This is a genomic window from Acinetobacter sp. YH18001 (assembly GCF_013416975.1).
GTDB classification, from domain to species: Bacteria; Pseudomonadota; Gammaproteobacteria; order Pseudomonadales; family Moraxellaceae; genus Acinetobacter; species Acinetobacter pseudolwoffii.
Genome location: NZ_VPEU01000015.1, coordinates 1 through 12,302 on the forward strand (window position 1 = coordinate 1; position 12,302 = coordinate 12,302).

Genomic DNA, 12,302 nt, shown 5'->3' on the forward strand with positions numbered 1-12,302 from the left:
CCCGAACTCAGAAGTGAAACCTCTTTGCGCTGATGGTAGTGTGGGGTTACCCATGTGAGAGTAAGTCATCGCCAGCTCATTATTCGAAACACCCCCCTGCATAAGCAGGGGGGTGTTTTTTTGTGTGCGGGATTTTTAAGAACTTTTAATAAGCAATATTGAAACTACTAGAGCTTCTCAAACTTATTGAAGTGCTTAAATATATTTATATTTCAAAGCTGATCAAAACTTTCTTAGGAGGGTTGTTCTTATAGGAGTGATAGGAGATCTTGAATCTTGGGTTTGCTCTAAAATAATTGATAGGCCGATCTTATAAATCTTGGCAAATAAAAAAACCAGCAAAATGCTGGTTTTTGATTGCAGTTCATTTTAACCAAATACGCGCATTACGGCTGCGATTAATACCCAAAGAATTGCAATGGCGATGATGGGTTCAACAATCTTTGCCCATGTTGGGGTTTCTACAAGAACGACGTCTTCAACATCTTGATGCTGATGATTCTGGCTTACCATTTGATTAAACTCCTTCATTGATGCCTCCAATGATAGCTCTTCTTGTACAATTGGTTTAGAGCCTTTGAGTTCTGTTAGGTTGTTTGTTGTCCAAACCCAATCATCTGCTTGACCGGATAAATGTTCAATCTGGCCGGTGAGCAGTTCTTGAATGCTGTTAAGATTATGATTGCCGGTATCATGTAACTGTTTTAATTCAGTGAGCTGTAAATGGAAAATTTCCGAGGTGCTTTGTTCTAGTTGAGTTCGATCCAGAGCTGACTGGTTTTCCGAATGGGTGGCCAGATGACGCACGACTTCCAGTATATATAATTCATCAGGATGATTAATTTCGTTATAAATTTTTTGTGGATTGTTGCGCCACTCGGTAATCAGTTTGCCTAAAGTTAAGGCATTAATTTCAGTTATATATTTTCGTCTTTCTTCTTTCGTATGGTCTTTTAGAAGCTCAGGCTTTTGAGTTTCTATCTGTTCAACAAAATATTGTACTAAATCAAAAGCCATTCACTTGCTCCATTATTTTTTAATCTAATAACCTTAAAGTTGGTTTTTTCTTTGGCTGTTCAGGTTTTTCTTCAGTGCTTGATTTTAAAGCATCTTCATCGGTTTGTGTATGTTCATATTCACTTGGATCAAAGAATAAACCTTGGCCGTTTTCACGTGCGTAAATACCGAGTACGGCTGCCATAGGGACATAGATATCACGAGAGACACCACCAAAGCGAGCAGAGAAGCTAATTGCATCATTACTCATATGTAGCGCATGTACCGCATGAGGCACAATATTCAGCACAATCTGCCCATCTTTAATAAACTGCTCAGGAACCATGGTATTTGGACGTGTCGCATCGACCAGCAAGTAGGGCGTCATATTGTTATCGCAAACCCACTCATAGATTGCGCGTGCCATATAGGGACGAGTAGGGCTAAGGTTGAATTCTTGTTCGGACATGATGTTTCTCTACAGGTTCTTGATTTGTGCTGAATAACGGTTTTTTTCCTGCAATGTCATAGATTTTGCAAAGGCAGGACGGCTGAAAATTCGCTGGCAATATAAATAAAATGGACGGCATTGCTGCTGCGGTAATTCTATGCCCATCTGTTTCAGGCGGATAAAAATTGGCGCCAACATGCAATCCAGAATACTGAATTGTTCAGACATAAAATAGGGAAAATGCTGGAATAGTGGCATCAATGAGGTCAGGATATCTTGTAACTGCTTCTGTGCCTGGTTTTTGGCTTTTTTATCTAGGGTGTCTGGATGACGTAACATGATATCGGCCAGTTGTAGCCAGTCATTTTCAAAGCGCCAGATGTATTGACGTTGCTCCGCACGCGGCATCGGCGCATCGGCATACAGTTTATTCTGAGGATAGCGATCATCTACATATTCAGAAATAATTGAAGTATTGAATAATTTGAGTTCATTTTCGATCAGCATCGGCAACTGATTATAAGGATTGAGACTGGCCAGATCCTCGTCATCTGTATCTACCAGAATCAGGTTGTATTTAATTTGCTTCTCGGCAAGCACATAGCGAATCCAATGGGAACGGAAGTCATCGGCATGACTATATAAGGTAATTCCTTGAAGAGGCGCGCTTTCGACTGACATAAATCCTGATGAAGTTCTAATGAATAGACTAGGATACTAAAATTCAACCTAAAAAGCACCAAGCATCAAAGATCAATCGGCTTGAGCCAAGGTAGATTATAAGAAAAATATCTGGAGAAAAACAGCATGCTTATTAAACCGCTCATCATCCTGCTATTTATTGTTATTGGTGTGGCAAATTATTATCTGAGTAAATCATTTTGGTGCCATGACGGGGGCTGGGGTAAAGATATACATGAACAATAACCGCAAAAATATCCTTCAATATTGATAATGAATACTTATAAAAAAAGCCTTGGAATAATCCAAGGCTTTTTTGTCCGGTTCGGTAAACGAATTAACGTTTAGAGAACTGAGGACGTTTACGAGCTTTACGTAAACCAAGTTTCTTACGTTCAACTTCACGAGCATCACGAGTAACGAAACCAGCTTGACGAAGAGCAGGTTTTAAAGTCTCGTCAGAAGCGATCAATGCACGAGTAATACCGTGACGGATTGCGCCTGCTTGACCACCGATACCACCACCAGCAACAGTGATGTAAAGGTCATATTTCTCAGTTGCTTCAAGCAGCTCAAGAGGTTGGTTAACCACCATACGAGCAGTTTCACGACCGAAATACTGTTCAAGAGTACGGTTGTTAATTACGAGTTTACCAGTACCAGCTGATAGGAAAACACGTGCAGTTGCGGTCTTACGGCGACCTGTACCATAATTAGTAGCCATGTGCTGTTATCCCTTAGATGTCCAAAACTTGTGGCTGTTGAGCAGCGTGTGGATGCTCAGTACCTGCATACACTTTCATTTTCTTGATCATTGCATAACCAAGAGGACCTTTAGGTAACATACCTTTAACAGCTTTTTCTAGAACTGCTTCTGGTTTGTGAGCGATTAACTTTTCAAAGTTAGTCTCACGGATACCACCAGGGAAACCAGTGTGGCGATAGTATTTCTTATCTTGTGACTTTTTACCAGTCACAGTGATTTCTTCAGCATTGATTACAACGATATAATCGCCAGTGTCAACGTGAGGAGTATAAGAAGTCTTGTGCTTACCGCGTAAACGACGAGCGATTTCAGTCGCAAGGCGACCTAAAGTTTTGCCAGAAGCATCAACAACGTACCAGTCGTGTTGAACCTCAGCTGGCTTAGCGCTGAGAGTTTTCATTAAACCACTACCTATTATAGTTGGTTTGGACTATGGAATCTGTCCAAACTAAAGGAGACGCGATTCTAAACGAATACGTGAAGAATCACAAATGAAAATTGAAATTTCAAGCGCTGTATTTTATCTAATCTCCTGAAATAAGGAAAGGCATAAACCTGAATATCTCGCAAAAACGATGACTATATTTGTAACCATCCTTTCAATCGTATCAAAATATTGATTTATAAGGACGCTTTGCAATGATCGCTGCAGCCTGGATATGATCGGGTTATAATATTTCTCAGCTTTGCCAAATTGAGAAGATGATGCTGCCTTTATATGTCACCAGCGGAGAACCTGCCGGAATTGGTCCTGATATTTGCCTGAGTCTGGCAGAACGTGTGGATGAACGTCCGATTATAGTATTGGCCGATCTGAATATGCTGAAAGCCCGTGCAGATCAATTGAAATTGTCTGTGGCGTTGATTGAATATACCGGACAGGACGCATCTTCAAAAAAAGGTCAGCTGTATGTTGAACATGTGCCACTCAATCGGCCTGTGGTATTAGGTGAATTGAACCCGAACAATGCCGCTTATGTATTAGAACAACTGCGACGATCTGCGGACTATGCCATGTCAGCTAAAAGTGTCGGCGTGGCAACTGCACCGGTGCAAAAGTCTGTGATGAATGAAGCTGGCATCCATTTCAGCGGTCATACCGAATATTATCAAGAATTTGCAGGCGTTGAGCGGGTGGTGATGATGCTGGCGACCAAGACTTTACGTGTGGCTTTGGCAACGACGCATCTTCCTTTACGTGCCGTTGCCGATGCGATTAGCAAAGAGCGTTTGCATCAAGTCATCGATATTCTGATTCACGATCTGAAATCCAAATTTAAGATTGAACATCCACATATTTTGGTCTGCGGTCTCAATCCGCATGCAGGCGAGGGTGGCTATTTGGGTATGGAAGAAATTGAAGTGATTAATCCGGTACTTGAAAGCTACCGTGCTCAAGGCATCAATATGAGTTTAAGCTTGCCCGCAGATACTTTATTTACCCCGGAAAACTTAAAAGATGCCGATGCGGTTCTGGCGATGTATCACGATCAGGGCTTACCTGTGTTAAAATCACAGGGCTTTGGTGAAGCCATTAATATTACCCTCGGCTTACCCTTTATTCGTACATCTGTAGATCATGGCACAGCACTCTCCCTTGCGGGTACGGGACTTGCGAAAAGTTCCAGCCTGCACGTTGCTGTCGATTTAGCCCTCGATCTGGCGCGCCACTGATTATTGTTCATCACTCACGTTGGAAATGTTTTTATGTATCAAATTAATGCCTTAAACCCAAAAGAAGAAGGGCATCAGGCTCGAAAACGATTTGGTCAAAACTTCTTACATGACCAACGTGTCATTGCCAAAATTGTGCGCTCAGTCAATCCACGTCCAGGTCAGAACATTCTGGAAATTGGGCCGGGTCTGGCCGCATTGACCTCACCTTTGATTGGTGAATGTGATGCATTGACTGTGGTCGAACTTGACCGTGATTTGGCTGCGGGCCTGCCGGGTCGTGTACCACATCCAGAACGTTTAACCATTATTGAAGCCGATGCACTGCGCTTTGATTATTCAACATTATTTGAAGAAGGCCGTCCGCTGCGCGTGGTTGGTAACTTGCCCTATAATATTTCTACTCCCCTGCTTTTTCATCTTTTGGAATTTGGTGGCAAAGTGCAGGACATGCACTTCATGCTGCAAAAAGAAGTGGTTGATCGGATTACCGCATTACCAAATACTAAGGAATATGGCCGTTTGTCAGTCATGATCCAGTATTTCTGCAAACCGACTTTCCTGTTTGAAGTACCACCGGGATCTTTCAATCCGCCACCAAAAGTAACCTCGGCGGTATTTCGTTTAGAGCCTTATGCAGACAAGCCGATTGTGGCCAAAAATGAAAAAGCGCTGGCACGTCTGGTATCTCATGTCTTTACCCAGCGTCGTAAAACCTTGCGCAATAGCTTAAAAGGCATGCTGGTTGAAGATGGTTTTGAAAAAGCGGGTGTTGACCCGATGGCACGTCCAGAAACTCTGACCCTTGAACAGTTTGTTGCACTTTCAGATCAAATGGTGGCTTAAATAACGATGAACCGCACTGTTCGATATAATTATGTAATTGGCGATGTGCAAGGCTGTTTTGAGGCCTTGAAAGCTCTGCTCAAAGAAATCCGCTTCGATGCAGATCAGGACTTTATCTGGTTTGCTGGAGACTTGGTGGCACGAGGTGAAAACTCAATTGCTGCACTGCGGTTTATCAAGAAGCTGGCCGAACAGGGATCGGCTGCAACAGTCTTGGGTAATCATGATTTGACTTTATTGGCCTATGCCCGCGGCATCAAGCCGATTAAAGAAAAAGACAATGTTCGTGATGTGATTGATGCCATCGACAGCGATGACCTGATTGACTGGCTGCGTAAACAGCCGCTGTGTCTATTTCCAAATGAGCAGACTATTCTGACCCATGCAGGGATTCCGAATATCTGGAATGCAGAAAAAACTGCTCAATTGGCACAAGAAGTTGAAGCCATCATTTCTAATGATGACTTCGATGTGCTGGATGATTTTTTGAAAGAGATGTTTGGGAAAGAACCCGCACTGTGGTCAGACCAGCTAAAGGGCCATGAGCGTATTCGCTGTATCGTGAATTATTTGACCCGAATGCGTCTCACTGATGCAGAGGGGCGTCTGGAATACAGCTTTAAAGATGCGCTGGATGATCCAATGCCGGAAGGATTTAAACCCTGGTTTGAATTTGAGTCATTAGCAGCGCAAAGCCATCAGATTCTGTTTGGTCACTGGGCCGCCTTGAACGGTAAAACCATTTCAAACAAGATTCAAAATGTAGATGGCGGTTGTGTTTGGGGCAATCAACTGATGGCATTCCGCTTGGAAGATCAGCAGATGTTCGCGGTTGATAATCCGGTGATGTAAGCACATTTCATAAAAAAGCCACGTGATTACGTGGCTTTTTTAGTTTTAAAATTTAGTCTGCACGAATCCAGGTCTGGTTACGGCCTAGAACTGAAACACCTACACTGGCGCGCAGGGTTAAACGTTTGCCAGTGTTGTTTAAACGCATTTTTGCATCATAAATTTTACCTGCTAAAGGATCAATCACTTTACCTTTTTCATAGTTATTGGTGCCTTTAACATGTTTTAAGCCCTTGATAATTGTCATGCCTAAAATAGGTTGATTAGTATAAGGTGCCGGGCAATTATTGCATTTCTCACGTGGGGTATAACCTGGGCGAGGAGTAACTTTGTCAATTTTACCTGAGTAAGTACCATTTGCTTCTTTAGTAATAACGATAATGGTCTTGACTGACCCTGATTTGTCGTCAATTTGTTTCCAGGTCCCAGTAATATCGTCTGCCCAAAGATTGGTCATACATCCTGCTGTAAGCGCAGCAAGTAATATTTTTTTAAACATAGAGAGTCATTCCAAAGAATTTTTATCATCGCCCGCTCATGTTAGAAATCTTACTAAAATAGTCAACACTTATCTGAATACTATAGAGTTAATACACTAAAAAAAGCTGCCAAGTTGGCAGCTTTTATTAATATTGAGAATTGGATACTAATCCTGACGAATCCAGGTCTGGCTACGACCTAAGGCGGACACACCGACATAACCACGCAAGGTTAAACGTTTACCATTAGCATTCAGACGCACTCGAGCATCATAAATTTTACCTGCCAATGGATCAATCACTTTACCTTTTTCATAATTGTTGGTGCCTTCCACATGTTTTAAGCCAGTCAATACATCCATGCCCAGAATAGGTTGATTGGTATAGGGAGCAGGACATTTATTACAGGTTTTCTGTGGGGTATAGCCCGGACGTGGCGTAACTTTGATAATTTTTCCGGCAAAGGTACCGTTATCATTTTGGCGAATTTCAATCACTGCTTTTGGTGAACCGGTTTTGTCATCAATTTGTTGCCAGGTGCCTGTTAAGTCCTGTGCATACGCAGTGCCAGTCATCATGGCAGCGATGAATATTAATCCTAATTTAGATTGTTTCATTATATTTATCCTTTTTTTTATAGATGAAATAAAATATCTCCAACACAAATGTGCTGCTTTATTAATCCTGGCGAATCCAGGTTTGTGTACGGCCGATGGCAGATATCCCAATGTATCCACGTAGAGTCAGTCGTTTCCCATTGGCAGAAATCCGCCCTTTTAAATCATAAATTTTGCCAGTTAAAGGGTCGAGTATTTGACCATGTCCATAGTTATTCTTGCTGGTTGGTTTCAGCCCTTTAATGATCTCTAGTCCTAAAATCGGTTTGTCTGTATATGGGGGTGGGCACTTTATACATTTTTCCCGTGGCGTATAGCCTGGTCGCGGTGTAACTTTGTGAATGTTCCCAGTATAAGAACCATCTGCCTGAGTTTTCATTTCAATCAGTGCTTTAGGTGAGCCGGTTTTATCGTCAATCTGTTGCCAGAAACCCGATAACTCCTGCGCAAATGCCATGGAGCAGGTGACTATAGAGGCTGTAAATACACCTAAAATTGCAATTTTCTGCATACGATATCCTTATGACAACGCATCAAATTCCATTTGATACATATTATGTAAATTCTACTTATTATACTTTCATAATCCATGAGAAAAGCATATGTTCAATATTCATACAACTTAATGTATGAAAATGCAAGCTTCTCTCTGCTAAATTTTAAACTCATCACATTTTATTCAATAGAGTATGAATTAATCCTGTTTAATCCAGGTCTGGCTGCGACCCAGGGCCGAAACGCCTACATAGCCGCGTAAAGTCAGACGTTTACCATTACTGCTTAATTTTGCCTTGGTGCTATACACATTCCCGGATAATGGATCGAGTAGTTTGCCTTGAGCAAAGTTATTATTGCCGGTGTGCTTCAGGCCTGTCAGTACATCCAGTCCAAGAATCGGTTTATTGGTATAAGGTGCAGGACAAGAGACACAATTTTCTTTTGGGGTATAGCCCGGGCGCGGCGTGATTTTGGTAATTTTGGCCGTATAAGTGCCTGTAGCTGTTTCGCGAATTTCCAGGAATGCTTTAGGTGAACCGGTTTTATCATCGATATTGCGCCATGTCCCTGACAGATCCGAAGCTAAGGCCAGATGGCTGAAAGAGGTTAAAAGTAAAGCCGAGAATAATTGAACCTTTTTCATATTTCTGTTCCTTGAATAAAATTGTTTTATGTTTGTATATTAGGAACGATTAAAGCACAAAACAAACAATTAAAATGATTCACTAGTCACATTTTTTGCAAATAAAGTATAAACGTAGGCAGCCAGATGGCAGTAAACACCGCATTGACTGCCATACCGAAAGCGGCATAACGTCCCGCAACACTGCCACGCTGCCAGGCCTGAGCTGTACCAATCGCATGTGCTGCCAATCCTAAGGCCAGTCCGGAAGCACGTTCATCATTGATATGCCGCAGGATAAACGGTGAAAATGCTGCGCCAATCACTCCGGAAAGAATCACAATCAGAATCACCATACTGATTGGAGCATCCAGCAAGGTGGCGATATTAATCGCAATGGGTGTCGTCACCGCCCGAGTCGCGAAAGCCATAATATCTGCGGAAGACATATGCAGCAGATATGCAAGTCCCATTGGTAGGGCGACAGCACTGATACTGGCAAAAACCAAGATACCGATAATCGCTTTTAGTGGTAAGTCATCATAGCGCATTGCAGCCAGTGGAATGGCCAGGGCGACGGTCACATAGCCAAGTAAATGATTGAAGAGCGGATTCACTTGATCCATGTAATTTTGATAAGGAATCCCGAGCACAAATAAAATTGCAAGCACAAAGAACATGCTAAATACGATGACAGGAATTTGCGGGATGATCCGGTTACAGGGTTTGGCAATCAGATAGGCCATCAGCGTGACCGCAAAGCCATATAAAATAGATAACATGCGGTACTCCTATAACCAGCGCTTGGCCATTTTGGCGTAAATCCATAAAGGAATCAGGGTGCTGAAAAACATGATGAACAAAAATGCCGGAATTTTCTGGCCCATATGGACCAGCATCATCAGTGCACCTGCACTGACAGGCAGGAAAGCAAAGGCGCTTTCCTTCATCAGCTTGTTATTGGTGTCTACGAGACGAGCGGGAAGTTTACCGAAATAGCGCCAGGTAAAAAGGGCAATCAATAAGCTGAGTAACCCTACCAGATTGCCCAATTCAGGATGATCCAGCTGGGTCATGAGCCAGACGGATGCTTCCCGAAAGACAATAATAAGTAACAGGGTGCCGATCCATGCTGGCCAGTCTATTCGTTTTATCCAGTTCATTCGTATGATCAATTATTAAGTTTACTTATCAAGTTTTACTCGATCTTTGACCGGATTTCAAACGCTTCCAGTGGACGTTGAAACTGCTGCGCCTGTTTTCCCAAAATTTCATCTAAAGGTAAATGCGCCTGTTTAATCAGCTGCTCCAGTTTTTGTGCTGCAATCCGAATATGTAAATGCAGCTGACCTTCATCATCATAATGTTCTGACTGGATTACATTTAAACCATAAAGCTGGTTGCGCAGCTTGCCGTAGGCGGGTTTCAGAATCAGGTCAAAGGATTGCAATTGTCCCATCAGGGCTTCATGTACCGCTTTACGCAGCAGGTCGATACCTTCGCCACTATGTGCTGAAACATAGACACGTTCTGGCTCGCCCGGGCGTCGATAAATAATTTTGGCCTCATCGCCGCTACAGTCAATTTTATTGTAAACCTGCAGGATCGGAACATCGGCACCAATTTCTTTCAGGACTTTTTCAACTGCTTCAATCTGCTCCAGCATTTCTGGACTACTTGAATCGATGACATGCAGCAACAGGGTAGCTTCTACGGTTTCTTCCAGGGTCGCCTTAAAGGATTCAACCAGCGAGTGGGAAAGATTGCGAACAAAACCCACCGTATCTGCCAGTACCAGATTACCGATGCCATCCCATTCCAGACGTCTTAAAGTCGGGTCCAAGGTGGCAAAAAGCTGATCGGCTGCATAGACATCACTCTTGGCCAGCAGGTTAAACAGGGTCGATTTGCCGGCATTGGTATAACCGACCAAAGACACAGTGGGGACAGCTGCTTTTTGACGGGCAATACGACCTTGCATTCGGGTCTGGCGGACTTTATCAATTTTGGCTTTCAGTTGTCCCATGCGAATACGCAGTAAACGACGGTCAGTTTCAAGCAGGGTTTCACCCGGGCCACGCAAGCCAATGCCGCCTTTTTGGCTGTCGAGATTGCCACGGCTGCGAATTAAGCGGGATGATAAATGTTGCAGTTGTGCCAGTTCGACTTGCAGCTTGCCTTCATAGGTACGGGCACGCTGGGCGAAAATATCTAAAATCAGTTCGGTACGATCGACCACACGGCACTTGATGACCTGTTCCAGATTGCGGGCCTGAGCCGGTGTCAGGGCATGATCAACAATGACCAGATTGGCGTCCAGTTCTTCTACGCGTTCGGCGATTTCTTCTGCTTTGCCTGACCCGATAAAAAATTTGGCATCCGGTTTGACGCGTTGAGCATGAATATGTTCCAGAATTTCGGCATCTGCAGATTGCGCCAGCAGATTAAACTCTTCAGCATCAAGGTCATCCAGCATTTGTACGCTGACACTCACCAGAATGACGCGTTCTTTCCCCCGATGTTGTTCTAAATATTCCACTCAGGCCAATCTCCACTTGAAAGCTTTAGTGTAGTTGAAAAAGAGCGAGGCAGATACTGAATTAGCGCGGCTTTGGTTTAAAGTGCGGTGACAAACAGTTGTGCAAGTGTTACCAGTACAGCGGCATAGATACAGGTACCACCCAAAATATATTTGAGCACTTGTAAAGGCTGAAGCTTTTCATTCGCAGGCTGGGTTTGATCTGGCATGGCAGCGATCCTTTTTGATCCAATATTCCGATGTTTTTATTCTAAATGATTCATTAATCCAATTAAAATTGAAGATATAGATCTTATTGGTCGGTTTTTATTATCAATGCATGTTGCGAATGAACAGTATAGAATGAGTTTAATTCGTGGATATTCCCTGTATCTAGCTTAGGATTTAGTGACGTTTTTATGAACCCAACTGTACAAGATCAAACATCTCACCGACATGGCTTGGCAAAATTCTGGCTTTATATGCGAAAAGTAACAGCTTCACTGGCTGTTATCAGTGAAGGGTTCTATTTGGTTTTCCGTCACGGTTTATACAAAAATCCGAACAATCCAACCAATACCCGTTATGTGCAACATTTTTGTCGACAGTTGTGCAAAGTATTCAATATAGAAGTCCAGGTGCACGGTGAAATTCCGCGCGAACCCGCTTTATGGGTGAGTAACCATGTGTCCTGGCTCGATATTGCAGTTTTAGGTTCAGGGGCACGCGTATTTTTTCTGGCCAAAGCAGAAATTGAAAACTGGCCAATTCTGGGTAAATTGGCCAAAGGTGGCGGCACTTTATTTATCAAACGTGGTTCTGGTGATTCGGTGCGTATCCGCGAACAGATTACCGGATTTTTAAAACAGAATATTCCCGTATTATTTTTTCCTGAAGCCACCACTTCAGATGGGCGAGCCATTAAAAAAGTACACGGCCGGATTTTGGGTGCTGCGATTGAGGCACAGCGTCCTGTGCAAATTTGCCTGATTTGTTATGTGAATCAGCAGGGCGACCTCGATGTGGTTGCGCCGTTTATCAATGACATCAGTTTTGCAGCCCATGTCAAAAAAGTACTGGAAATGCCACAAGTGATTGCACATTTAGTGGCTTTACCTGCAATCGCGACTGAGGGGCACACTGTTGAAAGCCTGACCCGTGTGGTACAGCAAACCATGCAGGCTGGCTTGGTGGAGTTGCAATCGCGTGTACTAGAAAAGACTTAATAAAAAACAACTGGATGAGAAATTTAGGCATTTGATATCTATTCTTGGGAATAGACGTGTATAGCCTCATCTTTGC

The 12,302-nt window shown here is 43.1% G+C and carries 17 protein-coding genes; 4 read left to right on the forward strand and 13 right to left on the reverse strand.

What is annotated here, in order from left to right; genetic code table 11:
- Window positions 1-369: 369 nt before the first annotated feature.
- The 5 genes from FTV48_RS06775 to rplM form a co-directional block, all read right to left on the reverse strand.
- Window positions 370-1,017 carry a hypothetical protein gene (locus FTV48_RS06775; protein ID WP_005169443.1) on the reverse strand — a complete coding sequence of 216 codons (648 nt, stop codon included), beginning with the start codon at window positions 1,015-1,017 and terminating at the stop codon, window positions 370-372.
- A gap of 19 nt (window positions 1,018-1,036) precedes the next feature.
- A complete protein-coding gene (locus FTV48_RS06780; protein WP_005098047.1) occupies window positions 1,037-1,465 on the reverse strand; it encodes a ClpXP protease specificity-enhancing factor in 429 nt (142 codons plus the stop codon).
- Window positions 1,466-1,474: 9 nt separating this feature from the next.
- Complete coding sequence (locus tag FTV48_RS06785) at window positions 1,475-2,128, reverse strand: glutathione S-transferase N-terminal domain-containing protein (protein WP_179999775.1); 654 nt, start codon at window positions 2,126-2,128, stop codon at window positions 1,475-1,477.
- A gap of 337 nt (window positions 2,129-2,465) precedes the next feature.
- Entirely contained in the window at window positions 2,466-2,852 is a 387-nt protein-coding gene (gene rpsI, locus FTV48_RS06790; RefSeq protein WP_005007735.1) for a 30S ribosomal protein S9, read from the reverse strand.
- Between the two features lie 13 nt (window positions 2,853-2,865).
- Window positions 2,866-3,294: a 50S ribosomal protein L13 gene (gene rplM / locus FTV48_RS06795; RefSeq protein ID WP_004281682.1), complete on the reverse strand. Its 429-nt coding sequence runs from the start codon at window positions 3,292-3,294 to the stop codon at window positions 2,866-2,868.
- Between the two features lie 305 nt (window positions 3,295-3,599).
- Between rplM and pdxA the strand changes: the two genes are divergently transcribed.
- From pdxA to FTV48_RS06810, 3 genes are read left to right on the forward strand one after another with little or no spacing between them, the layout of a single operon-like run.
- Window positions 3,600-4,568, forward strand: coding sequence for a 4-hydroxythreonine-4-phosphate dehydrogenase PdxA (gene pdxA, locus FTV48_RS06800; RefSeq protein WP_074383506.1), 969 nt, complete (start codon window positions 3,600-3,602; stop codon window positions 4,566-4,568).
- Window positions 4,569-4,601: 33 nt separating this feature from the next.
- A complete protein-coding gene (gene rsmA, locus FTV48_RS06805) occupies window positions 4,602-5,414 on the forward strand; it encodes a 16S rRNA (adenine(1518)-N(6)/adenine(1519)-N(6))-dimethyltransferase RsmA (RefSeq protein WP_005169455.1) in 813 nt (270 codons plus the stop codon).
- A 6-nt stretch (window positions 5,415-5,420) separates the two neighbouring features.
- Window positions 5,421-6,266 carry a symmetrical bis(5'-nucleosyl)-tetraphosphatase gene (locus FTV48_RS06810; protein ID WP_179999777.1) on the forward strand — a complete coding sequence of 282 codons (846 nt, stop codon included), beginning with the start codon at window positions 5,421-5,423 and terminating at the stop codon, window positions 6,264-6,266.
- Window positions 6,267-6,318: 52 nt separating this feature from the next.
- Here the strand turns inward: FTV48_RS06810 and FTV48_RS06815 are convergent, their stop codons facing one another.
- From FTV48_RS06815 to FTV48_RS14915, 8 genes are all read right to left on the reverse strand, one after another.
- Window positions 6,319-6,765, reverse strand: coding sequence for a DUF2147 domain-containing protein (locus FTV48_RS06815; protein ID WP_179999779.1), 447 nt, complete (start codon window positions 6,763-6,765; stop codon window positions 6,319-6,321).
- Between the two features lie 147 nt (window positions 6,766-6,912).
- Window positions 6,913-7,362: a DUF2147 domain-containing protein gene (locus FTV48_RS06820; RefSeq protein WP_179999781.1), complete on the reverse strand. Its 450-nt coding sequence runs from the start codon at window positions 7,360-7,362 to the stop codon at window positions 6,913-6,915.
- A gap of 61 nt (window positions 7,363-7,423) precedes the next feature.
- Window positions 7,424-7,873, reverse strand: coding sequence for a DUF2147 domain-containing protein (locus FTV48_RS06825; RefSeq protein ID WP_005098031.1), 450 nt, complete (start codon window positions 7,871-7,873; stop codon window positions 7,424-7,426).
- Between the two features lie 183 nt (window positions 7,874-8,056).
- On the reverse strand, window positions 8,057-8,503 hold the full coding sequence (locus FTV48_RS06830; RefSeq protein WP_005098029.1) for a DUF2147 domain-containing protein: 447 nt from the start codon (window positions 8,501-8,503) through the stop codon (window positions 8,057-8,059).
- A gap of 86 nt (window positions 8,504-8,589) precedes the next feature.
- Window positions 8,590-9,264: an LrgB family protein gene (locus FTV48_RS06835; RefSeq protein WP_005098028.1), complete on the reverse strand. Its 675-nt coding sequence runs from the start codon at window positions 9,262-9,264 to the stop codon at window positions 8,590-8,592.
- 9 nt (window positions 9,265-9,273) lie between these two features.
- Window positions 9,274-9,645, reverse strand: coding sequence for a hypothetical protein (locus FTV48_RS06840; protein ID WP_005098027.1), 372 nt, complete (start codon window positions 9,643-9,645; stop codon window positions 9,274-9,276).
- Window positions 9,646-9,680: 35 nt separating this feature from the next.
- The gene (hflX, locus tag FTV48_RS06845; protein ID WP_179999783.1) at window positions 9,681-11,021 is read right to left on the reverse strand and encodes a ribosome rescue GTPase HflX; all 1,341 of its coding nucleotides are present in this window, start codon (window positions 11,019-11,021) and stop codon (window positions 9,681-9,683) included.
- 77 nt (window positions 11,022-11,098) lie between these two features.
- Window positions 11,099-11,230 carry a hypothetical protein gene (locus FTV48_RS14915; protein WP_005098021.1) on the reverse strand — a complete coding sequence of 44 codons (132 nt, stop codon included), beginning with the start codon at window positions 11,228-11,230 and terminating at the stop codon, window positions 11,099-11,101.
- 189 nt (window positions 11,231-11,419) lie between these two features.
- Between FTV48_RS14915 and FTV48_RS06850 the strand changes: the two genes are divergently transcribed.
- Complete coding sequence (locus FTV48_RS06850) at window positions 11,420-12,226, forward strand: 1-acyl-sn-glycerol-3-phosphate acyltransferase (protein ID WP_005169470.1); 807 nt, start codon at window positions 11,420-11,422, stop codon at window positions 12,224-12,226.
- Window positions 12,227-12,302 lie beyond the last annotated feature (76 nt).